Raw genomic sequence first — 23,062 nt, 5'->3', positions numbered from 1 at the left:
ATTCCTTTGGGGAAGAGAGTTCTTGGTCACTGTAATGGAGAGACGCGCCCCGCAGCACAGCGGCAAGGGGTTGCGAATGGGCGGTGGCCAGGGCGCGTGTTGGGGCTAGGCGGCCAATTCAGCTGCGTTCTCAAGTTCCAATTCCAGAGCTTCCTCTGTGGACATTATCGGAATTGAAGCTGTTGCTGCCGTGGCTCGGCTGACGCCGGTATCAATTTGATAGGCGATTTCTCGTATGTCGTTAGCAAGCCCAAATACCGGATTGCTAGCCGTCCATTTTCCATAGCCATCGCGAACGCCGGCAATCTCGCGCTCAATCATTAGCGCTAGATTCTGCGCAGCACCCTGCATTTCGCGCAGTAAGACTAGCTGGGGGCCTCTCGCCGGCATAACCCCTGTAGCATTGGCAAAGAATTCCAGATTTGCGTCTCGGATGGTGCTCATGCTGCAGCCCTCTCTTGTGCGGAAATCCATTTCGCCAGCGTGCTCTTCCGAGCGCAAACGGTCTCGCCCAAGCGAAAAGACGGCAAGCCGCCCTTGCTCACCAAGTGGTAGATGGCCCGTCGCGGGAAACCCAGGTGTTGGGCTATTGCGTCAGCGCCGCGCAGAATATCTGCGGCTAGATTGTCGTTTGAATGATCCATAGTTCTCCCCTGTTCCAACACCACGAGGCGTGGAAATCCACACGCGCCAAAGCGCGCTCAAAAAGCCGAAATTTGATTGGGGTTAGGGCCGCCTTTTATATCGGCGGGAGACGCCAGTCGCCGCTACAAGCGCGGACGTATACAATATAGGCGTTTTCGCTTCGCCTGTCAACAGGCTTCAGCGCAAATTCCCACTTGTACTCCCACAATACCGCTTTACCTATTTGATGTCAACCAATTTTCTTGGAGTCCCAATCAGTTGCATAATTTCCGTTAGTCGTGCACGGTCCCGCCACAAGCACAGGGGCACGCGATGGCATCGATTCGGAAACGCACATTGGTCGATACCGGCAACGTAGTCTGGCAGTGCGATTATAAGGATGGTGAAGGCAAACGCCGATCCAGGCAGTTCCCCACAAAGGCGGAAGCTACAGCGTTCTGGACCAAGACCAGCAATGAGGTCGGCCAGGGAACCCACGTAGCGGACTCGGTCTCCATAACGGTTGCCGAGGCCGCGAAGCTCTGGCTCAAGTACGGTGCCAGCGAAGGACTCGAGCGATCGACGCTGGCCGCATACGAGCAGCACGTCAGATTGCATATTGTTCCACTGATCGGTGCGCAGAAACTCTCTCGCTTGAATACACCTGCGATTGAGGCATTCAAAGACAGGCTGATGGAAACGCGCAGCCGTCCGATGGTCAAACGCATCATGGTGTCGCTGTCTTGTATCTTCATCGAGGCGCAGCGGCGCGGCAAGGCCGCACACAACCCAGTCAGCGCAGTTAGGGTGAAGACACCCCAGCGTGGGAAGGAACGCCCTGAGATGCCGTCACGAGCCGAGCTACGGGCAATCCTGTCTAACGTCGGCGAGAAATGGAAACCGTTCATCTTCACGGCAGTATTCACAGGCCTGCGAGGATCTGAGTTGCGCGGGTTGAAATGGGAGAACATCGATTTAGACGCCGCCGTCCTGCAAGTCCGCCAGCGAGTAGATAGTCGTAATCAGTTCGGCCCGCCGAAGTCGGAGGCCGGAACGCGGGATATCCCCCTTCCCCCGACCGTTGTTGCCGTCTTGCGAGAATGGCAGAAGGTTTGCCCTAAAGGCGAACACAACCTCGTTTTCCCGAATGGCGTAGGCAACATCGAATATCACCAGAACATCCTGAAGCGCGGCTTCTTCCCGCTACAGGTCACGGCGGGCATTACGTCGGATAGCGGAAAGAAGGACAAAGACGGCGAGCCGATCATGGAGGCCAAATACGGTCTGCATGCTCTGCGACATGCCGCTGCGGCGCTCTTCATTGAGCAGAATTTCAAACCAAAAAAGGTCCAAGAACTTATGGGCCACGCGTCGATCCAGATAACGTATGACCTTTACGGCTATTTGTTTAAGGATGACGAGGGTGATGCCGCTGCCATGAAGGCCATCGAAAGCCGATTGATTGCCGCCTAGTACCGTGGGGTACAATGTGCTCCATGCAACAGATATGCAACGGATTGGCTGAAAACTGTTTAGAATCAACAGAGGTTAAAACACTCTGACTCCGTTAGTCCTGGTTCGAATCCAGGTTCCCCAGCCAAGTTTTTTCGCATCAATTATATGTCTACTTGCCACACTTTGGTTGACCGTTTTCATACGCGCGCATCCGGCACACATCGATCGCCACGTCTCCGGCGAGGCCCCGGCCACCGCCAAGCATAAACGAATGAGACTCCATGGACCGCTTCGACCTAGGCGCCTACCGCCGCCCCATCTCCACCCACTCAGCGGAAACACAGCGCTGGTTCGATATCGGCCTGAACTGGTGCTACGGCTTCAACCATGAGGAAGGCATCAAGTGCTTTGAAAAGGCACTCGAAACGGATCCTCGCTGCCCGATGGTCCATTGGGGCATCGCCTATGCGGCCGGGCCTTTCTACAATCTGACCTGGAAGGAGCATGGCGAGGCCGAGGCGAACAGCGCGACCAAGCGTTGCTTCGAGCATGTCCAGCTGGCGCGCGCCAATGCGGCTGCCGCCAGTGGCGTCGAAAGGCGGTTGATCGAGGCGCTGGCCTGCCGTTTTCAGAAGCCGCAGCGGGTGACGCCACAGGAATTCGAGCAGTGGGATGACGCCTACGCCGCCGCGATGCGGCTGGTCTACCAGGAGTTTCCAGACGACCACGATGTGATGGCGCTGTTGGTCGAAGCGCTGATGATGCGCACGGTACGGCGGCTGTGGAACCTCAAGACCGGCGCGCCGGCGCCAAACTCGGACGTAGTCGAGGCACTCGCGGTTTGCGAGCGGTCGATCCGGCTTGCCGACGAGGCCGGCATTGCTCAGCATCCGGCGATCGTTCACCTGCATATCCATCTGCTGGAAATGTCCACCATGCCGGAACGCGGCATGCGCTCGGCGGATCTGCTGGGCGAGATGTGCCCCGATGCCGGGCACATGAACCACATGCCGGGGCATATCTATGTGCTGTGCGGCGAGTACGAGAAGGCGAAGCTTGCCAGCGAAAAGGCGGTGCGCGCCAACGACCTCTATCTCGCCTATGCGGACGAGCCAACCTACTATTTGCTCGGCTGCTGCCACGATCTGCATCTGATGATGTTCACCTGCATGTTGTCAGGCCAGTACCGGCCGGCCCTATGGGCCGCCGACAGAGTGCGCGGCCTGGTGACGCGTGATGTCGTCAGCCTTCCCGACCGGCCAAAGCTCACCCAGACGGTGGAAGGCTACCATGCGATGAAATCGCATGTGCAGGTGCGCTTCGGCCGCTGGCAGGAGATCATCGACGAGCCGATGACCGAGGAGCCCGGCCTCTATGTGCTGACTTCAGCCATGCAGCATTACGCCAAGGGCGTGGCGCATGCCACGCTCGGGAATTTCACAGAGGCGGAACGCGAGCGCGAAAAATTCCACCGGCATCTGGAAGGCATTCCTGCCGAACGGCGCTTCCTCAGCAACCCGACCCGCGCCTCGCTGCAAGTCGGCGCGGCTCTCCTCGAGGGCGAGCTTGCCTACCACCAGGGCCGGCATGACGAGGCCTACGGCCATCTGCGGCAAGCGGTCGAGCTTGACGACAATCTGTCCTACACCGAGCCGTGGGCATGGATGCACCCGCCACGCCACGCGCTGGCGGCGCTGCTTCTCGACCAGGGCCACGCGCGGGAAGCCGAACAGGTCTATCGCGATGATCTCGGCCTGAGCGGCACGGTGCAGCGCTGCGCCCAGCACCCGAACAATGTCTGGGCGCTGCACGGGCTGGTGGAGTGCCTGAAACGGCGTGGCGAAACCAATGAGCTACCGGGCATGCAAGCAAGGCTCGCCAGCGCACTCGCCAAGGCAGATGTGCCGATCAGCTCGTCCTGCCTGTGCAGAACGAGCGTGCAGCCAGCGCCAAGCTGCTGTCATTGAGGCTGCGTGAGACACCCAAAAAGAAAGAGGCCGCCATGAACACGTCGCTGTCCGAGCTCGAACTTCAAGAGATGGAGGCCCGGGTTGCCGCGACTCAGGCCGGGCCATGGAAATCATGGGTCGAAGGCCGGGACTTTCTGGGCGGATCGAATTTCATTCAAACCGGCGGAGGAAAGGATCGGGGCGAAGATATCGAACTTAGCGGCGCCACCATCGCGGACCAGGATTTCATGGCCGCCGCGCGTCAGGATGTTCCTCGCCTGATCGCCGAAGTGCGCAGGCTACGCGCGCTTCTCAATCGGACAAACTAGCGGGCAGCCGGGCCTCCTCAACCCAGCCACTTCTCATAGTCGGATACCAGCAGGTGCACCGGGGCAACATCCTCGTCGATGTTGGAGAAGCGGCCGATCTGCTCGCGAAACACGTTGTCGGTGAGATCGTCGTTGACGGTCGACACCTCGCCGATCAGCACATCCTTGCCCTCGGCCCAGAAGGCATGCCAAACACCGGGCAGCAGCGTGACGCTCTGGCCCGGGTCGAGCTTCAGGAGCCCGCCGGCCGGCAGCCTGTGGATGGTTCCGTCGACAGGCACCGATACCTCGGCCTTGGGATCGATGCCGCCGTCGCGATCGTGCATGAACAGTTCCAGTACCAGCTTGCCGCCGCCGCGGTTGATGATGTCCTCGGCCTTGATGTTGTGGCGGTGCATCGGCGACAGCTGGTCCTTGCGCGAGATCATGATCTTCTCGGCATAGAGCATGCCCATGCCCTTCTTCATGTCCTCGTAGCGGCCGTTGCGGACGGTGAACAGGAACAGGCCGAGCTCCTTGAACTTCTCCTGGCCGTAATCGGTGATGTCCCAGCCGAGCCGCGAGCTGAACACGGCCGAGGAGTCGACCTGGCGCGCCTTCGCCTCCCGCGGCGACCAATAGGCGAAGGGCGGCATGATGTAGCCGAACGAGCGGATGAACGCGTCGGCTTCGCGGATGATGTCGTTGATGGCGGAGCGTTTCATGATCATGGTCCTTCGTGTCGACTTGTCTAGCGCGGTTCACCGTTTCATGGAAACGCCGAACCGCTCTACCTCTTTGTTTTGACGCAATTCCGGACGGAAAACCGTTTCCCACTTTCCTGGAATTGCTCTGGCAAATCGCATAGCCGAAGCCCGGCGCGGTGTCGATCCATCTTGCCCCCGGCCCTACCTTGCGGCTTGCGCGCATGGACCACAAATCCGGTCCGCTGGCAGGGTGACATCACGCCCGTTCGAGGCCATAAAACCTGCGGATTTCCATGAGGTGACAGACGATGCCGACCATCCACGACCTCGATACGCCATCGATCCTGATCGACGCCGCGCGCGCCGAAGCCAACATCGCCCGCGCCCAGGCCCATGCCCACAGGAACGGGCTGAAGCTGCGGCCGCATATCAAGACGCACAAATTGCCCTATTGGGCGAAGAAGCAGGTCGCGGCCGGCGCCGTCGGCATCACCTGCCAGAAGATCGGCGAGGCCGAGGTGATGGCCGACGCCGGCCTTGCCGATATTTTTCTTCCCTACAACATCCTCGGGCGGGCCAAGCTGGAGCGGCTTCTGGCGCTGCATGGCAGGGTCACCTTGTCGGTGACGGCGGACAGCAGGGAGACCATCGAAGGACTGGCCGCGACCTTCAGCGATGCCGGCCGCCGCCTGCCGGTGCTGGTCGAATGCGACACCGGCATGGGCCGCTGCGGCGTGCAGACGGCTGAAGACGCCGTGGCGCTGGCAAGGCAGATCGACAAGGCCAGTGGGCTCGCCTTCGGCGGACTGATGACCTACCCGGCCGCCGGCCGCGCGGCGGAGGCCGGGGCCTGGCTCGCCGACGCCAGGCAGGCGCTTGCCGCTTCGGGTCTCGCCTGCGAACGCATCTCCAGCGGCGGCACGCCGGACATGTGGCGCTCCAGTGCGGCATCGGTCGTCACCGAATATCGCCCGGGCACCTACATCTATCTCGACCGCTACCAGGTCGCCAAAGGCGTCGGCACTCTCGATGATTGCGCGCTGACCGTGATGTCGACAGTGGTCAGCCACCCGACAGCAACGCGCGCCATCCTCGATGCCGGTAGCAAGGCGCTGTCCAGCGACACGCTGGGGCTCGCCGATTTCGGCGAATTGCTCGGCGTTTCGGGAGCGCGCGTGACGGGCTTGAGCGAGGAGCACGGCACCGTCACGCTTTCGGGCGATGGAAAGCTGCGCATCGGCGAACGCGTGCGCGTCGTGCCCGATCATTGCTGCGTCGTCACCAACTTGTTCAACGAGGTCAATCTGATCGACGGCGACAAGGTGCTGGAGACATTGCCGGTGGCAGCGCGCGGGCGGATGGGGTGAGGCAAACGGCCCGCGCACAGGCAGACCGGGTAACGCTGGCGGGACAGCGCCCCTCTCTGGCCTGCCGGCCATCTCCCCTCAAGGGGGGAGATTTGCAGCTTTGACGCTCCCGCTCATTCCTCTGGCAGTCGAGATTGGCGAAAGCCGAAGTGGCAGCCGATCTCCCCCCTTGAGGGGGAGATGTCCGGCAGGACAGAGGGGGGCGCGAAGGAACTCGACCGAGGTTAGTTAGCCTGCCGTGCCGCCACACGCCGCATCGCAATAACCCGGCGGCGGCGGATTTCCGTGCGCATCGCCATCAGATGCAGCGTGAAGAACAGCACCGTGAAGCCGACGGCCATCACCAGCAGCGGCCACAGCAGGCTGGGATCGATGGTCGGTCCGCCAAGCCGGAACACCGAGGCCGGCTGGTGCAGCGTGTTCCACCAGTCGACCGAGAATTTGATGATCGGGATGTTGATGAAGCCGACCAGCGTAATGATGGCGGCGGCCCAGGCAGCGCGTCCGGCATCGTCGAGCGCGCGGGTCAGCGCGATGATGCCGAGATACATCAGGAACAGCACGAAGACCGAGGTCAGCCGTGCATCCCAGACCCACCAGGTGCCCCACATCGGCTTGCCCCAGATCGAACCGGTGATCAGCGCCAGTGCTGTGAAGACAGCCCCTATGGGGGCCGCGGATTTCAGCGCGACATCGGCCAGCGGATGGCGCCAGACCAGCGTGCCGAGTGCGGAAATCGCCATCAGCGTGTAGCACATCATGGCGAGCCAGGCGAAAGGCACGTGTATGTACATGATGCGAACGGTGATGCCTTGCTGGAAATCCTCAGGCGCGGCGAAGCTCATATAGAGCCCTACGACAAGGATAAGCGTGGCGATGGACGCCAACCATGGCACGACCTTGTCGGCCAGCCCGACGAAGCGCGTCGGGTTGGCCAGATCCATCCAGCCGGTCAGGCGTGAAGTCGTATCGCTCATGCGGCTTTACATAGACCGCCGGCGCGTTTGGGGCAATCGAGCGGTGGTGTCGCAGATCTATTACCCTCCCCCTTGTGGGCAGGGCTATCGCATATGAGTGATAAGGCTGATGAGGTCTTGATCGGCCCACCGTGCTTTGAGTCGTTTGTGGCTGAGCGGGATGTTTTCCGGGTCGGCTCTAAGGATGTTGAGAGTAAGGCGCCGAAGTATGGCGTGGTTTGCCGGCGCGTTGTTCTTGCGACCCCTGATGCGATCTTCGCAGAGCAGGACGTCGAGTTGCCAGTGCAGCTCATTCTCTATGCTCCAGTGGCGGCGAACGGAGGCGATCAGTTCTTTGGCCGGCATTGTGCGCGACAACGCATAGCAGCGGACCTTGTGGGTGGTCTTGCCATCGACGGTGCGCCAGCTTTCGACACGGCCGACGGCGCAAAGGTCGACGAGCGCGTTCTGGCCCGGCGTCTGGGCGAAGGGGACGACGAAAGCACGGCGCACCTCGTGGCGGCCATGGGCATCCTCGTCGACCTGATGGAACCTGGTTCTTTTGCTCGCAGCTGCCGCGTCGAGGGCAGCATTGGCCTGTACTGCCAGTTTCGACTGGTTGCCCTTGATGGCCAGCACATAGTTGCCGCCACCTTCGCGGATGGTCTTGGTCATGCGGCGATGGCAGTGCAAGGCATCGCCGGTGACGGTCAACCCCTTGAGCGACAACAGCTTGAGCGCCTCGATCGCAGCCTCGACCTCGCCACCCTTGTGTGCCACGACCTGAGCCAGGCTCATGAAGGTGTCGCAGGCAAAGACTGTAACCACCAGCGGCGGCATGTGGGCGCAGCCCTTGGCGTAGGCGCGCCTGAGGCTCTTGCCGTCGACGGCGACTTGGCCTTTCGGCACATCGATGTGCGCCTGTGTGCCGAAGGCGGCCATGAAGCGCATGAAGGCGGCGTTGAAGGCCACCGGATCGAGTGCGGCCAGCACCCGGCTGAAGGTGTCGTGGCTGGGCACGCCGTGCTTGAGGGGGATGAACTGCCGCAACAGATCGAGCCGCGACTTGGCAAACAGCACCATCTCCGTGCAGTGCGTCGCTCCGCAAAGCACCGCCGCCAGCGCCACGAACAAAATCTCTGGCAATTCGTGCTGGGCCGTGAAGTCTCGAGGGTCCGGAACCTCGTCGAATATATCCACAAACACCATCATGACCTCCTGTCTTCAAGAGGTCCGTCAGAATCAATTTCTCTCCACCACGCAAGTGACCCGATCTACTCATGTGCGATTCCCCTGCCCTTGAGGGCAGGGTCGCTGCGAAGCAGCGGGGTGGGGGTCAGCGCCAGCCCCCCGCCCGGACCTTCGGTCCGACCTCCCCACAAGGGGGAGGTAAAAACGAAGTTCAAGCGGCGGCTTCCTGCTGTTGCTGCACGGTGCGGCTGAGGCGGCGAACCTCCTCGTCGTTGAGCAGGCCGCCGGCGCGCAGCAGGCTGGCAAAGCGGCCATTGCGGATCGACAGTTCGGCGAAGCCGCCCATCTCGATCACCCTGCCCTTGTCCATGAACACGACCAGATCGGCGTCGCGAACTGTGGTCAGACGGTGGGCGATGATGAAGGTGGTGCGGTCGCGCCGCAACTCGTCGATCGCTTCCTTGACGCGATCCTCGGTCTCGACGTCGAGAGCGCTGGTCGCCTCGTCGAGCACCAGGATCGGCGCGTCCTTCAGCACGGCGCGGGCAATGGCGATACGCTGGCGTTCGCCACCCGACAATTGGCCGCCGCGTTCGCCGACCAGCGTGTCGTAGCCATTGCTCTTGGACAGGATGAAGTCCTGCGCGGCAGCCGCGTTGGCGGCGGCATGGATCTCGTCATTGGTAGCGTCTGCGCGGCCGACACGGATGTTGTCCTCGATCGAGCGGTTGAGCAGGCCTGCATCCTGGAACACGGTGGCGATCGAATGGCGCAGCGACTTGCGGGTCACGGTGCGGGTGTCGACGCCGTCGATCAGGATACGGCCATGCGACGGCGAGAAGACGCGCTGCAGCAGATTGATGAGCGTGGTCTTGCCGGCGCCCGTCGGGCCGACGATGGCGACGGTCTGACCGGCCTGGACCTCGAACGACACGTCGTCGATGCCTTGACCCGAATTGGCGAATTCGAAGCCGACATTCTCGAAGCGGACATGGCCGGTGACGTTGATGAGATCGCGCAGGCCGTCCGGCTCGGCGGCGTCGGCCGCGGAGTCCTCAAGGTGATAGAAGTCTTCGAGCTTGGCCCGGGCCTCGGAAATCTGGTTGGCGAACGCCGACATCTGGTCGAGCCTGGCGATCAGCAGCGTGGCAAAGCCGGTGAAGGCGATGACGTCGCCGATGCGCAGCTGGCCATGGGTGACCAGATAGGCGCCGATCAAAAGCACGACCATCATCGAGATCGTCGACGACAGGCGATGCAGCGCATTGGCCATCGCCCACCAGTCGAGCACCGGGTTCTGCGCGTCAAGCAGGTTCTTGACATAGCGGCGCAGCGTCTCCGCCTCGTGGCCAAGACGGTTGTAGCTCTGCAGCACGGCGACATTGCTGACCGAGTCAGTCACATGCGCAAACACCTGGTGGTAGTGCCGCTCGACGGCGGCCTGGCCTGCCTTGGTGCGCTTCATCACCAGCCGGCCGATGCCGACATAGAGAGCGCCGAGCGCCAGCAACACCAGCGACATGCGCAGATCCATGCTGATTGCCGTCGGGATCAGCAGGAACAGCGCAACGGCCGTGGACAGGTGCTGACGCATGAATTCGAGCCACAGGCTGAACAGCGTCTCGACCGCGCGCAACAGCGTGTGCAAGGCATTGGAGGTGCCGCGCTGATGATGCCAGGCAAGCGGCATGGTGATCACGCGCTCGAAAGACTGGCAAAGCACCTCGCTGCGCCGCTTGTGGGCAAAGCGATCGGCGCCGCGCGCCACCAGGACGAAGGCAACGATGTTGAAGGCACCCAGGCCTGCCCACAGGGCAAGCGTGGTAAACACCGAACCGCGTTCGGAAATCGCGTCGATCACCCGGCCGAACATGATCGGCTCGAGGATGGCGATGATGGCGAGAGCGACATTGGCCGAACAGATCAACGCGACGCGTTTCCTGTCCGCGGCCAGATAACCGAGCGCTCTCCAGTAGATTTGCAGAAGGGTCACCCCAGTTACTCCGCCACGCTGTTTATTGTGCACTGCATCATTTGACTCGTACCGGTTGATACGTTGCAAAACAATGGCCGTGTACCTCTTCAGTTCCCATTTCGCGAACAAAAGATGGCGACGTTCCGAAATCTGCCGTGATCACCTAACGGTTTGAGAAGACAGGTAAAATGTCAGGCATGCGGCGAAATCATGGCAGTTGGCACGTGCTGCCATAATTTTAATCACCAAGGATGTCGGGCGGATGACCAAGGCCGAAATCGCCTTCTGCACAGTATAGAACGAAACAAAGCGGCCTCGCAGCTCTCCAAAGGCAAAGGGACGCCAAGCCTCGCTGCTTGGGACAATTCATACGGCCCGCATCAAGCCATTGATTTTATGAGTTTTTTTACTGCCAAGACTTTGGTCTGGCCACTGACAATGCCGGGCAGCATGGCGCCCGCCAGCCTATATCGCGAGCCCGAAACTTGCTCCGCCCCCGGGCTTGAGCCCGAGGGAATACTGTTGGCGACCTGCCTCAGGTCGGTATCCTGATGACGACTTCGGCAACCTCGCCACCCTTGAGCTCGACTGTCGAACCCTTGGTCTTTGCCCCATTCAGCTCCAGCGAAACCGCCTTGGCCTTATTGTCGCGGATGACGCGAACCCTGAGTTCGGCTCCCAGCATCTTGAGGGTTGCCGAGTACCCGTCCCAGTGGCCAGGAAGTTTTGGATTGAACTGAACACGCTTGCCGCGCCGTTCGATGCCGAGAATGCCTTCTACCGCCGCCCTGTAGAGCCAGCCGGCCGAGCCGGTGTACCAGGTCCAGCCGCCACGGCCGCCCCTATTGTCGCCGGCATTGTCGTCCCCGGCATAGATATCGGCCGCGACGACATAGGGCTCGACGCGATAGTGCTCGGCCGAGGCCTCGTCGGTCGCATGGTTGACCGGGTTCAGCATCGAGAAACAGCGATAGGCCTCGTCATTGCGTCCCATCTCGGCCAGCGCGATGACGAACCATGTGGCGGCATGGGTGTACTGGCCGCCATTCTCGCGCACGCCCGGCGGATAGCTCTTGATGTAGCCCGGGTCCTTGTCCGTCTTCGAGAAGGGCGGCGTGAACAGTTTGACGATCTTGAGCTTGTCGTCGACGAGCAGTTTGGTTGCCTGCTCCATCGCCGTCGTCGACCGTGCCGGATCGCCCTCTCCCGAAAGCACGCTCCAGGACTGGGCGATGGAGTCGATCTTGCACTCTTCGGACGTGCGTGAACCCAGCGGCGTGCCGTCGTCGAAGCTGCCGCGCCGGTACCATTCGCCGTCCCATGCCGTGCTTTCAAGCGCCCGCTTCAGCGCATCGGCATGCTTTGCCCAGGCTTGCCCGCGCTTGGCATCGCCTTCGGTCTTGGCAACGGCGGCGAAGTCGCCCAGCGTCTTCAGCAGGAACCAGCCGAGCCAGACGCTCTCGCCCTTGCCGTGCTCGCCGACGCGGTTCATGCCGTCGTTCCAGTCGCCGCCGAGGATCAGCGGCAGCCCGGCGGGACTGCTGCGCTTGATGGCAAGATCGAGCGCCCGCGCGCAATGGTCGTAGAGCGACGCCGTCTTCTTCGAAATTTCCGGGGTGAAGAAGGCATCGTGCTCGCCCTCGCCCAGCGCCTGTCCATCTATGAAAGGCAATTGCTCCTTCAGGATGGTGGCGTCACCGGTGACCAGCAGGTAGCGCGCCGTGGCGTGGGCCAGCCAGACCACGTCGTCGGAGATCGTGGTGCGCACGCCTGCCCCGGTGCGCGGCAGCCACCAGTGCTGCACGTCGCCTTCGGGGAACTGCCGCCGCGCCGCATTGAGGATCTGGTCGCGCGCCAGCTGCGGATCATGCGCCAGCAGTGCCAGTGTGTCCTGCAGCTGGTCGCGGAAGCCGAAGGCACCGCTGGCCTGATAGAAGGCGGAGCGGGCGCGGATGCGGCAGGCCAGGCTCTGATAGGGCAGCCAGTGGTTGACCATGGCGTCGAGCGCCTTGTCCGGCGTCTCGACCTGGATGGTGTCGAGGAAGCCGCGCCACTCGCGTTCGTTGTCGGCCAGCCGCTGGTCGAAATCCTTGACCCGATGCTCCTGCACCAGGGCGCTGGCCTCCTCGACGGACTCGGCGTCGCCAAGCAGCCAGAGCAATGTGACGTCGCCACCGGCCGGAATCTCGATGTCGCGGGCGATCGCCGCGCAAGGATCGTCGCCGGCCTCGACACGGCCCGACAGGGCAGCACCGCTCAGCACCGCCTGCGGAAGTTCGCTGGAGCCGTGCCGGCCGAGGAACTCCGAGCGGTCTGATGTCACCGAGTGCACGCCGCCGTCGGCGGCGAGGAAGGCCACCCGCTCGCTGAAGTCGAGCCCGTAGGGATTTTGCGCCAGCAACGCACCGCTGGCAGCGTCCCGTGACGGAACGACGGTTGCCGCCGTGCGCGACCGATGGCCGCCGAGCACCCATTCGGCATAGGCATAGACACGCAGCCGCGCCGGCACCGAGCCGGAATTCTGGATGCGCAGCCGCGAAATCTTGACCGGGTCGACCGGGTCGACGACATGGGTAAGGTCCATCGACAACGGCCCGCGCTTTGCGCGGAAGGTCGAGAAACCCTGGCCGTGCCAGGCCTCGTAGGTCATCGAGGGATCGCGCACCACGGCGGCGAGCGGCGAGAACGCCTTGCCGCTGGCCTGATCGTAGATGTAGAGGCCCTCGCCCGGCCGGTTCGAGACCGGGTCGTTCGACCATGGCGTCAGCTGGTAGTCGCGGCTGTTGCGGCTCCAGGTGAAGGCAGCCCCCTCGGCGGAGGTGTGGAAGCCGAACGAAGCGTTGGAGACGACGTTGATCCACGGCTGCGGCGTCGTACGCCGGCCGGCCAGGCGCACGACATAGTGCCGCCCGTCGCCGTCGAAACCGCCAAAGCCGTTCCACTGGCTGAGGCCGTTGCCATCGGCGCTGACATCCACCACGGCCTGCGAGGCAAAAGCATGCGCCATGGGTACAGGCGACGGCAGTTCGCGCGGAACCAGCAACCCTGCCGGCTGCAGGGCGTCGCGCGCCTGCAAGGCCGCTGCCTCGGCGCGCTCGATCTGGTCGAAGATGGTTCCGTTGCGCGTGTGCAGCACGACGCGGGCGACGGCGAGCAGCGTCTTGTAGGTGGTCTCGTCCATCAGGTCGCGGCGCACCGCGAAAATGTGCTGGCGCGGCCCGAGTTCCTTGCCGCGCAAGCGGCTGTTTTCGCACAACGTCTCGACCGCCCGCTGCAGGTCCTGGACGTAGGAGGACGCCTGCTCGTTGACGACGACGAAGTCGATCATCATGCCGCGGGTGCGCATGTATTCCTGGAAACGCAACGCCTGGGCGACGATTTCGAGATCGGCGACGTCGCCGATCCTGACCAGGAAGATCGGAAAATCGCCGGAAATGCTGGTCGGCCACAGGCTCGACTGCTTGCCCAGCCCCGAGGCGATGGATTCGGCGGGAAGACGCAGGAACGGATCCGGATAGATCAGGTAGCGCGCCAGCTTCTGCACATTGGCGGCATCGGTCAGGCTGAGGCCCATGTGGCGGGTCTGCACCTGGCTGCGCGTCCAGGCGAGCATGGCCTGGCGGGCAAAACTCTCCTGATGGTCAAGCCGGGCGACGGCTGCCTCCAGTTCGGCGCGATTGGCGCCGACGACGGTCCAGAACGTCAGCGATATTTTCTTGTTGGCGGGCACGCGCACCTGGCGGCGCAGCGAGGCGATGGGATCGAGCGTAAAGCCTGAATGGCCGCGAAGCCTGGCGCCCGGATCGAAGGCGGCCGCGTCGACAATGGTGCGGCCACGGCCGATGAAGGCGCGCCGATCGGTCTCGGCTTCGGCATCACGCGCCGATCCGGACGGATCGGTGACGAAATGCACCATGGCGATATCGGGCTCGCTGGTTTCGCGCTTGCGCCGCGTGGCGAAGATCGCCGCGTTGTTCGAGGCTATTTCGGTTTCCACGAACATCTTCGAGAAGGCCGGATGTGCGTTGTCCGACGCCTCCAGGCCGAGCACCAATTCGGCAAAGGAGGTCACTTCGATGTGACGATCGGACGGCCCGTCATTGTAGAGCGTGACCCGGCGGCCCTCGCCATTGCCTTCCGAAACGACGATGCATTCGACCTCGGAGCGCAACGTGCCAACCGTTTTGACGAAGCTCGCCTTGTCGTCCGAGAACAAGGTCTGCGCCTTTTCCTCGGCCGCCCGCTTCGGCTCCGCCGTCGCCGACCACCAGTCGCCGGTGCCGGCATCGCGCAGGAAGATGTAGGAGCCGAGCCGGTCTTCGGTCGGGTCCGGCTGCCAGCGGGTGACGGAGAGATCGCCCCAGCGGCTGTAGCCCGAACCGGTCGCGGTAACCATCACCGAATAGCGGCCGTTCGACATCACGCTCGTCGAACGCAGCGACCGCAAGGGGTCGAGCACGATGCGGGTGTCGGGGCTCTCGACTTCGGTCTCGTCCTTGGCGCGTTCGTCGGCCTCGGTCCTGACGGTCGCGGTCGGGATGTCGCGCGGCGCCCTCTCCTGCAGCAGCAGCTCGGCCGATTCGATGACCGGATCGCTGTGGAAGCGGTCGCGCATGCGGCCTTCGAAGATCGCGTCGGCGACCGCCGCGATCGACATGCCCGAATGGTGGGCCATGTAGTTCTGCACGACGACATGATCGGTGCCCTCGGGCACGCGCTGCGGGGTGAAGTCGACGGCGTCGTAAAAACCGTGGCGGCCAAGCGCGCCGATCTCCCGCAGCCGGGCGAGATTCTGCACGGCCTCGCGCGGGTTGAACTGAGCCGCGAGCACGGTCGCGTAAGGCGCGATCACCGTGTTCTGGCCGAGGCCGCGCTTCAGGCCGAGACCGGGCACGCCGAAATTGGTGTATTGATAGGTCAGTTCGCGGTCGCGGGCGTTGTAGGCCGCTTCCGAAATGCCCCACGGCACGTTCTTCTGGCGGCCATACTGGATCTGGCGCTTGATGATCAGTTTGCTGGTCTGGTTGAGAATGCTGCCTTGCGGCTCCTTCATCACCAGCGGCGGCATCAGGTATTCGAACATCGAGCCGGACCAAGACATCAGCGCGCCCTGGAAGCCGATCTCGACGATCGGCCGGCCAAGCCGGAACCAGTGTTCGGTCGGCAGGTCGCCCTTGGCAATGGCGAACAGGCTGGTCAGCCGCGCCTCGGACGCGAGAAGGTCGTAGCAGCTTTCATCGAGCTGGTGTTCCTCGACGCGGTAGCCGATCGACAGCAGCTTGCGTTCGGGCCGCATCAGGAAGGAGAAATCCATCTCGAAGGCGAAGCGGCGCGTGCGCTCGCGCAAGGTCAGGAGCTTGGCGCGCAGTGCCTCGACGGCATTGTCGTCGCTGTGCGCATCATGGACATGCGCCTCGCAGGTGGCCTCGAGCCTGGCCGCCCAGTCGACGATGATGTCGCTCTGGGGCGATGCCGCCTCGGTATGGATCGCAGCGGCAAGCTTGCGGATCTCGCCCGCCAGGACGGCGAGGTTGATAGTGCGGATCGACGCCATTTCCGGCTGCGCCTTGATGGTGTCGACCGCACGCCGCATGCCGTCGAGACGGTCGGCGAGGCGCTGGCGCAACGGCCGCAGCTGGCGGCGGTCGTCGGGCAGTTCGTCGAGGCTCTCGCTGAGGATGGTGACCGTGTCGAGAATGCCTTCGAAATCGCCCTGGAGATGAACGGAGGGCGCTTCCGCCCACTCGGCGCAAGCCGCCGCCACCGCCACCAGATGGCCGGCAAGATTGCCGCTGTCGACGGCGGAAATATAAAGCGGATAAAGCGGCTTCAGCGTCGTCGTGTCATACCAGTTGAAGAGGTGGCCGCGGTCGCGCGGCATGCCCTCGATGGTCGTCATGGTGGCGTCGATGCGGGTGATGGCGTCGGACAGGCTGATCCAGCCGAAATCGCGGGCAGAGACGACGGACAGCAGGTAGACGCCGATATTGGTCGGCGAGGTGCGCGGCGCCACCACAGGCGCCGGGCTTTCCTGGAAATTGTCCGGCGGCAGATTGTGGTGCTCGGCCGTCACGAAGCTTTCGAAATAGTGCCATGTGCGCCGCGCAACCGTGCGCAGCGCATGGATGTCGGCGGCCGAGATGCGCAGCCGATCCTCGGTTTCGGCCGAGCGGCTGATCCAGGCGGCGATGGCCGGCGAAGCGATCCAGAACAGGGCGAAGAAGAAGGCGACGAACGCACCGGTGGAATCGGCCAGCACCGGAATCGCAAGGCCGACGAAGCCGATGATCACGGCGCCATACATCATGCCATAGTAGGAGCCGACATCGTTGTCGCCGCTTTTGTGCGCCTGCGAGGCGGTGCGCCATTCCAAGAGGTTCTGGCGGCTGACGAACAGCCGGTAGAGCGTGCGGACGATGGCATCGCCCATCATCCAGGCGTTGTGCGCCATCAGCACGATCTTCAGCGCCACCATGGCGGTGCCGAAGGCAACGTCGCGCGCCAGGGCCGAGAAATGGCCGCGCGGCGTCTGGTCGCCGCTCTTGGGCAGGATGGCGTTGACGATGTCGAATGTCGGCGCCATGAACAGGCTGAGGATCAGCAGGGCCTGCCATTGCGCGGCTTGCGTGAAGGGCAGCAGCGTCCAGCCGGCGATCGCCGCCATCACCCAGAAGATCGGCGTCAGCGAGCGGCGCAGATTGTCGATCATCTTCCAGCGCGACAGAGCCGGCACGCCGGAGCGCGGATCGAGCATGAAGCCGAGAAGCTGCCAGTCGCCACGTGCCCAGCGATGATGGCGCGAGGCGTCGACCGAATAGCGGGTCGGATAGTCCTCGACCAGTTCGATATCGGTGACCAGCGCCGCGCGCGCCAGCGCGCCTTCCAGCAGGTCGTGGCTGAGGATTGTGTTTTCCTCGATGCGGCCTTGCAGCGCCGCCTCGAAGGCGTCGACATGATAAAGGCCCTTGCCGGTGAAGGACCCGTCGCCGAAAACGTCCTGATAGAGATCGGACACGGCAAAGACATAGGGGTCGAGGCCGCGATTGGCCGAGAAGACGCGCTGGAAGAACGACGCGTCATCGCCGCTGGTCAGCGACGCGGTGATGCGCGGCTGCAGGATTGCGTAGCCGGCCGTGACGACGCGCCTGGCGGCATCGAAATGCGGTCGGTTGAGCGGATGGCAGAGCTTGCCGACCAGGGTCGCGACAGCATCGCGCGTGGTGCGCGTGTCGGCATCGAGAGTCATCACATGGACGACGTTTTCCGGCAGCGGCATGTCGAGCGGCAGGAATGTGGTGTCGCTGTCGCCGCGCAGCAGAAGGTCGAGCTCGTGCAGCTTGCCGCGCTTGCGCTCCCAGCCCATCCAGGACCCTTGCGCCGCATTGAAGAGCCGGCGCCGGTGCAGGATGTAGAAGCGCGGTGCGCCTTCAGAGGGATAGCGGGCGTTGAGGCGAGCGATCTCGGCGCGGGCGAATTCGAGGATTTCGGTATCCGCCGCATCGATCTCGGCCTTGCTGTCGGGCCAGTCCGACAGCAACGCGAAATGGATTTCATCCGCCGTGTTGGCGAGGTGATGCACCTCGATATTGCGGATGTTTTCCTCGACGTCGTCGCGTGAGCCGATCAGCGACGGCACCACCACCAGCGTGCGCGCCTCAGGCGGCACGCCGTGCCTGTAATCGTAGCCGACGAGGCGCGTCGGTTTCAGGAACAGCGACACGACGGTGTTGAAAAAGGCGAGCGCGCCTTCGCTCGCCGGCACGGCAAACAGCGCCAGCATCAAGACGATCGACGGCACCGACAGGCCGAGATTGGCGAGCGCGTTGCCGGAGAGGACGAGAAGCAGGGCCGTCAGCGCAAACACCGGTACGACGATGCCAAGCCATCCGGTCTTGCGGAAGGCACGCTTGATCGTCTGGCTGATCGTTGGCCGGTAGCCGATCGCCTTCTCCAGTTCCAGCCGGCGTGGGCCGACGAGAAAGAAACCGACATCGGTGTGGGCCGATGCAGCAGGAGCGGCTTCGCCTTCGCCGGCGGCGTGGCCGGCCAGTTCGATGGCCTTTTCGGCGACGCGATATTCCGAAAGGTCGGAGCGGCGCGCCAGCTCCTCGATCGCGGTCCGGTACTGGTCACGCGAGAAGAAGTCGAGCGCGGCGAAATCGGTGCGCTCGCGCAGCACGGTGTCGATGCGGCTGACACCCTCGAACCACACCGTCCAGTCGACGTCGTTGATGAGGCGCAGGCCGCGGATGATGTTTCCGGTCGTCACATTGCCGCTGGACAGCGTGTGATGTTCGGAAATGATGATTTCCTCGGCGTCGGAGCCGGTCTTTTCAAGCTCGCCTTCCAGCCATTCCAGGGCCTTGCCGGCATTCTGCGATCCATCGCGCAAGCGGTAGAGCAGCTGGGTGGCGAAGGTTGTGTCCTGCGCATGGGCGCTGAACTTGGACAGGATCGACTGCCGGTCGGCACTGCCGTCGGTCGCCAGAACCTTGTCGGCGACATCGTTGGCGATCTGGCGCATCTGCCGGGTGCGGTTGACCCTGACCGCCAGCCGGCGGAGATTTTCGATCAGGACGAAGCGCAGAAGCGACGGCAGCGCCCAGAGTTCGCCGATCTTCAGCGGCTCGACCGACTGAAAGCCCTGGACGATGGACTTGAACATCGTCGCCGAGACGGAACTGTCGGAATGCGCCACATAGGTCCAGGCCAGCGCCAGCGCGCGCGGCACGCTGCCGCCATCGGGCAGTTTCAGGTTGGGCAGCTGGCGATAGAAGCGGCGCGGCAGATCGCGCTTGACCTGGAAGATGGTTTCTTCGACCAGATAGTTGTTGTCGAGCAGCCACTGCGCCGCCGGCGTGATCGTCTCGCCCCGCGCCTGCGCGGCATTGGTCGAGCGGTAGACTTCCAGAATCTTCTTGGCGCTGTCGCGGATACGGGCCTGAAAGTCGAAGGGCGTCAGGCCGAACAGATCGGTGAGGTCGCCTTTTGCCAGGCTTTCGCCAAGCAGGCGAAGACGCTCTTCGGGCAGGAAATTGGATCGGATCGGCTCTTCCGTGATGGCCGGGAAGCTAGCGCTTGTCTTCTCGATTTGGGCAGGGTTCGTCTGAATATTCATTGAAAATTCCGTATGCGGACACTAGGCGGCGTCACCGCCACGGCAATGGCCTTAAAACCGATTCAAATGCAATTGGTTGCATAATCTCACTTGCCGAAAGTTTGTTTCCGCACCACGACAGGGCGTCATCTCTCAGCAAAAAATCAATGACGAGCGCCCCTCTTCCCGTCACGCTTGATCGACGGAGAGAATTCGGGCTTTTTCGTGATGCCGCCAGCAGCTTACGCTATATTTCGCCGGCGTCGCGATCATGTTTGGAAACAAGCGTTAATCGTTGCCGGAGATGCCGCCGATCCGGATCACGAACAGCGTCGTTTCGCGGACAGACTGAATGGGCAGACTGGCAGTGTCCGCGCCGAGCAGAAGCGTGTCGAGCGGTCCGAGGCGAACTGGCTCGGCGCCGGACACAAGGACTTCCCCATCCAGGCACAGGATGAGAGTCGTCCCGGCCTCCGGCCTGATGTCCACAGGGGTCGAAACGACGAGGCGTTCGACCGAATGCGTCGTCCGGCCGCGGCGGGTCATGACGTTGAGATCGGTGATCGGCCCGCCAATCAGCGCGGCCGCTGTCGGCACGTCGGCCGGGAAGGAAAGCGGGGCGGTTGCCTTGGTGACTGATATCGGCGGGCGGCCAGCGATATCGAGGACGATGCCCTCGCCTTCGAGCACGGCAAGCGTGCGATCGATCCCGGCAAATTGCGAGAACGGACCGCTGCCTTCGACGCGCGCCATCGAGATGCGCCAGTCGAAATCGTCGAGCCCGGCATTATGTGGCGAGACGGCGATTTCCGTCGTCACCCCGCCGCCGTTCTTCCACGGCATCGACCGGTATTCGGCTGCCCGCAGGATGCGCATCGGTTCAGCCAATCAGCCGAGAATGCCGGGCAAATTGAGCTGGTGCTCCTTGGCGCACTCGATGGCGATGTCGTAGCCGGCATCGGCGTGGCGCATGACACCGGTCGCCGGGTCGTTCCACAACACCCGTTCCAGGCGCCTGGCCGCTTCGCGCGTACCATCGGCGACGATGACCATGCCGGCGTGCTGCGAGAAGCCCATGCCGACACCGCCGCCATGGTGCAACGACACCCAGGTGGCGCCCGACGCCGTGTTGAGCAGCGCGTTGAGCAGCGGCCAGTCGGACACCGCGTCCGAGCCGTCCTTCATCGATTCCGTCTCGCGGTTCGGTGAGGCGACCGAGCCGGAATCGAGGTGATCGCGGCCGATGACGACGGGCGCCTTCAACTCGCCCTTGGCGACCATCTCGTTGAAGGCGAGGCCGAGCCTGTGCCGGTCGCCAAGGCCGACCCAGCAGATGCGCGCCGGCAGGCCTTGGAAGGCGATACGCTCGCGCGCCATGTCGAGCCAGTTGTGCAGATGGGTGTTGCCGGGCGTCAGTTCGCGCACCTTGGCATCGGTCTTGTAGATATCCTCCGGGTCGCCGGACAGGGCTGCCCAGCGGAACGGGCCGATGCCGCGGCAAAACAGTGGACGGATATAGGCCGGCACGAAGCCGGGGAAGGCAAAGGCGTTCTCGAACCCCTCCTCCTTGGCCACCTGACGGATGTTGTTGCCGTAGTCGAGCGTCGGCACGCCGGCGTTCCAGAACGCCACCATCGCCTCGACATGTTCGCGCATCGAGGCGCGGGCGGCTTTCTCGACCGCTTTCGGGTCGGATGTCCGCTTCTCGCGCCACTCAGCCAGGGTCCAGCCCTTGGGCAGGTAGCCGTTCAGCGGATCATGCGCCGAGGTCTGGTCGGTGACCATGTCGGGTCGGACGCCGCGCCGCACCAGTTCCGGCACGATGTCGGCGGTGTTGCCGACCAAGCCGACCGATTTTGCTTCGCCCTCCTTGGTCCAGCGCTCGATCTTCTCCAGCGCCTCGTCCAGCGTGTCGGCGCGCTCGTCGACATAGCGGGTGCGCAGCCTGAAATCGATGCGGTCGGGATCGCATTCGATGGCCAGGCAGCATGCGCCGGCCATGACAGCGGCGAGCGGCTGAGCGCCGCCCATGCCGCCGAGACCGCCGGTCAGAATCCACTTGCCCCGGAGATTGCCGCCATAGTGCTGGCGGCCGGCCTCGACGAAAGTCTCGTAGGTTCCCTGCACGATACCTTGCGTGCCGATGTAGATCCACGAGCCGGCCGTCATCTGGCCGTACATCATCAGGCCCTTCTTATCGAGCTCGTTGAACTTTTCCCATGTCGCCCAGTGCGGCACCAGGTTGGAATTGGCGATCAGCACGCGCGGCGCATCCGGATGGGTGCGGAAGACGCCGACGGGCTTGCCGGACTGCACCAGCAAGGTCTCGTCATCGGCCAGCGTCCGCAAGGAGGCGACGATGCGGTCAAAGTCGTTCCAGGTCCGCGCCGCCCGGCCGATGCCGCCATAAACGACTAGTTCGTTGGGGTTTTCAGCGACGTCGGGATCGAGATTGTTCATCAGCATGCGCAACGGCGCTTCCGTCAGCCAGGAGCGGGCGCTGATTTCCGTGCCACGCGGGCTGCGGACTTCACGGATGTTGTGGCGAGGATTGTTCATGGCGTCACTCCATAAAAGGATCGAATTTCAGCCGCGTGCCCAGGACGTCGCGGTCTCGAGGATTTTCTTCAGCGTGGCGCGGATCGGTGCCGCGAACTCGGCATCGTAGGGAACCGGCCAATTGTCTGGTGTGCCCCTGCCCTCCGGCTCAGGCATGTAGCCGCGATTGGACAGCTCCATCTGCAGCGCATGGACGCCATCTTGAGGCTGGCCGAAATGGCGTGTGATCCAGCCGCCCTTGAAGCGGCCGTTGAGGACAAAGGTCTCGCCGGTCTCTGCCAGGATCTGGCCGACCATCGCCTGCAAGGTCGGATCGGCGCTCTTGCCGTCATTGGTGCCGAGATTGAACACCGGCAGCGTGCCTTCGAACAGGCGCGGCAGCACGGATCGGATCGAGTGGCAATCATAGATGACGATCTGTTCGTGCAGGCCACGCAACCGATCGATCTCGGCCTGCAAGGCAGCATGGTAGGGCACGAAGTACGTCTCGCGGCGTTTGTCGATCTCCGACGGTCCCGGTTCTTCGCCTTCGCGATAGAGCGGATCGCCATCGAAAGTTTCGGTCGGGCACAGACCAGTGGTTGCCTGGCCGGGATAGAGCGATGCGCCGGACGGATCACGGTTGACGTCGATGACGGTGCGCGAGATCGACGTATGCACGACCGTCGCACCCAGACCGCCGGCGAAATCATAGAGCTTGTCGATCCACCAGTCGCAATCGCGGCGACCGAGCCAGGGCGACACCAGCCGGTTTTCGAGGCCGGCGAGATCGATACCCGTGTGCGGAATGGACACCAGCAACGGGGCCGTGCCGGGCGTGACGGTGAGCCAGGAAGCTGACGTCATGAGAGACCTCCACACTTTGGAGTTCTAC

14 protein-coding genes are annotated in these 23,062 nt (G+C 63.2%); 4 read left to right on the top strand and 10 right to left on the bottom strand.

Annotated elements, in window-relative coordinates; genetic code table 11:
* Nucleotides 1–105 precede the first annotated feature (105 nt).
* Nucleotides 106–444: a hypothetical protein gene (locus BPNPMPFG_RS01490; protein ID WP_258592920.1), complete on the bottom strand. Its 339-nt coding sequence runs from the start codon at nt 442–444 to the stop codon at nt 106–108.
* Complete coding sequence (locus tag BPNPMPFG_RS01485) at nt 441–644, bottom strand: excisionase family DNA-binding protein (RefSeq protein ID WP_258592919.1); 204 nt, start codon at nt 642–644, stop codon at nt 441–443. Before BPNPMPFG_RS01485 ends, BPNPMPFG_RS01490 begins: the two co-directional genes overlap by 4 nt.
* A 337-nt stretch (nt 645–981) precedes the next feature.
* Between BPNPMPFG_RS01485 and BPNPMPFG_RS01480 the strand changes: the two genes are divergently transcribed.
* The 3 genes from BPNPMPFG_RS01480 to BPNPMPFG_RS01470 all read left to right on the top strand — a co-directional run bounded on the left by BPNPMPFG_RS01480 (nt 982) and on the right by BPNPMPFG_RS01470 (nt 4,357).
* Entirely contained in the window at nt 982–2,097 is a 1,116-nt protein-coding gene (locus BPNPMPFG_RS01480; protein ID WP_258592918.1) for a tyrosine-type recombinase/integrase, read from the top strand.
* A 263-nt stretch (nt 2,098–2,360) separates the two neighbouring features.
* Nucleotides 2,361–4,046 (top strand): tetratricopeptide repeat protein, encoded by a 1,686-nt coding sequence (locus BPNPMPFG_RS01475; RefSeq protein WP_258592917.1) that lies wholly within the window; start codon nt 2,361–2,363, stop codon nt 4,044–4,046.
* Nucleotides 4,047–4,081: 35 nt separating this feature from the next.
* Entirely contained in the window at nt 4,082–4,357 is a 276-nt protein-coding gene (locus BPNPMPFG_RS01470; protein WP_258592916.1) for a hypothetical protein, read from the top strand.
* Between the two features lie 17 nt (nt 4,358–4,374).
* On the opposite strand, the gene BPNPMPFG_RS01465 is transcribed toward BPNPMPFG_RS01470, so the two are convergent.
* A complete protein-coding gene (locus BPNPMPFG_RS01465) occupies nt 4,375–5,061 on the bottom strand; it encodes a D-lyxose/D-mannose family sugar isomerase (RefSeq protein WP_258592915.1) in 687 nt (228 codons plus the stop codon).
* Between the two features lie 290 nt (nt 5,062–5,351).
* On the opposite strand from BPNPMPFG_RS01465, the gene BPNPMPFG_RS01460 reads away from it, so the two are divergent.
* Nucleotides 5,352–6,410, top strand: coding sequence for a D-TA family PLP-dependent enzyme (locus BPNPMPFG_RS01460; protein WP_258592914.1), 1,059 nt, complete (start codon nt 5,352–5,354; stop codon nt 6,408–6,410).
* A 224-nt stretch (nt 6,411–6,634) separates the two neighbouring features.
* Here BPNPMPFG_RS01460 and BPNPMPFG_RS01455 read toward each other — a convergent pair whose 3' ends face one another.
* The 7 genes from BPNPMPFG_RS01455 to hutG form a co-directional block, all read right to left on the bottom strand.
* The gene (locus tag BPNPMPFG_RS01455) at nt 6,635–7,387 is read right to left on the bottom strand and encodes a heme ABC transporter permease (protein WP_258592913.1); all 753 of its coding nucleotides are present in this window, start codon (nt 7,385–7,387) and stop codon (nt 6,635–6,637) included.
* Between the two features lie 84 nt (nt 7,388–7,471).
* Nucleotides 7,472–8,578, bottom strand: a complete 1,107-nt coding sequence (locus BPNPMPFG_RS01450; RefSeq protein WP_258590727.1) for an ISAs1 family transposase — start codon at nt 8,576–8,578, stop codon at nt 7,472–7,474.
* Between the two features lie 190 nt (nt 8,579–8,768).
* On the bottom strand, nt 8,769–10,550 hold the full coding sequence (locus BPNPMPFG_RS01445) for a glucan ABC transporter ATP-binding protein/ permease (protein ID WP_258592912.1): 1,782 nt from the start codon (nt 10,548–10,550) through the stop codon (nt 8,769–8,771).
* Nucleotides 10,551–11,067: 517 nt separating this feature from the next.
* The gene (locus tag BPNPMPFG_RS01440) at nt 11,068–19,650 is read right to left on the bottom strand and encodes a glycoside hydrolase family 94 protein (protein WP_258592911.1); all 8,583 of its coding nucleotides are present in this window, start codon (nt 19,648–19,650) and stop codon (nt 11,068–11,070) included.
* Nucleotides 19,651–19,917: 267 nt separating this feature from the next.
* A complete protein-coding gene (locus tag BPNPMPFG_RS01435) occupies nt 19,918–20,505 on the bottom strand; it encodes a HutD/Ves family protein (protein WP_258592910.1) in 588 nt (195 codons plus the stop codon).
* Between the two features lie 12 nt (nt 20,506–20,517).
* Nucleotides 20,518–22,188 carry a urocanate hydratase gene (hutU, locus tag BPNPMPFG_RS01430; RefSeq protein WP_258592909.1) on the bottom strand — a complete coding sequence of 557 codons (1,671 nt, stop codon included), beginning with the start codon at nt 22,186–22,188 and terminating at the stop codon, nt 20,518–20,520.
* Between the two features lie 27 nt (nt 22,189–22,215).
* Nucleotides 22,216–23,034, bottom strand: coding sequence for an N-formylglutamate deformylase (gene hutG / locus BPNPMPFG_RS01425; protein ID WP_258592908.1), 819 nt, complete (start codon nt 23,032–23,034; stop codon nt 22,216–22,218).
* Nucleotides 23,035–23,062: the final 28 nt, after the last annotated feature.

The sequence above is a fragment of the Mesorhizobium sp. AR07 genome (assembly GCF_024746815.1).
Lineage (GTDB): Bacteria > Pseudomonadota > Alphaproteobacteria > Rhizobiales > Rhizobiaceae > Mesorhizobium.
Note: the sequence above shows the minus strand (reverse complement) of the source record. Positions and strands in the feature narration are given on the sequence as shown.

Bases quoted from the DNA above. Each gene is read 5' to 3' on its own strand.
- BPNPMPFG_RS01490 (WP_258592920.1), bottom strand. From the start codon at position 444: ATGAGCACCATCCGAGACGCAAATCTGGAATTCTTTGCCAATGCTACA.
- BPNPMPFG_RS01485 (WP_258592919.1), bottom strand. From the start codon at position 644: ATGGATCATTCAAACGACAATCTAGCCGCAGATATTCTGCGCGGCGCT.
- BPNPMPFG_RS01475 (WP_258592917.1), top strand. From the start codon at position 2,361: ATGGACCGCTTCGACCTAGGCGCCTACCGCCGCCCCATCTCCACCCAC.
- BPNPMPFG_RS01470 (WP_258592916.1), top strand. From the start codon at position 4,082: ATGAACACGTCGCTGTCCGAGCTCGAACTTCAAGAGATGGAGGCCCGG.
- BPNPMPFG_RS01465 (WP_258592915.1), bottom strand. From the start codon at position 5,061: ATGAAACGCTCCGCCATCAACGACATCATCCGCGAAGCCGACGCGTTC.
- BPNPMPFG_RS01460 (WP_258592914.1), top strand. From the start codon at position 5,352: ATGCCGACCATCCACGACCTCGATACGCCATCGATCCTGATCGACGCC.
- BPNPMPFG_RS01455 (WP_258592913.1), bottom strand. From the start codon at position 7,387: ATGAGCGATACGACTTCACGCCTGACCGGCTGGATGGATCTGGCCAAC.
- BPNPMPFG_RS01450 (WP_258590727.1), bottom strand. From the start codon at position 8,578: ATGATGGTGTTTGTGGATATATTCGACGAGGTTCCGGACCCTCGAGAC.
- BPNPMPFG_RS01440 (WP_258592911.1), bottom strand. From the start codon at position 19,650: ATGAATATTCAGACGAACCCTGCCCAAATCGAGAAGACAAGCGCTAGC.
- BPNPMPFG_RS01435 (WP_258592910.1), bottom strand. From the start codon at position 20,505: ATGCGCATCCTGCGGGCAGCCGAATACCGGTCGATGCCGTGGAAGAAC.
- hutU (WP_258592909.1), bottom strand. From the start codon at position 22,188: ATGAACAATCCTCGCCACAACATCCGTGAAGTCCGCAGCCCGCGTGGC.
- hutG (WP_258592908.1), bottom strand. From the start codon at position 23,034: ATGACGTCAGCTTCCTGGCTCACCGTCACGCCCGGCACGGCCCCGTTG.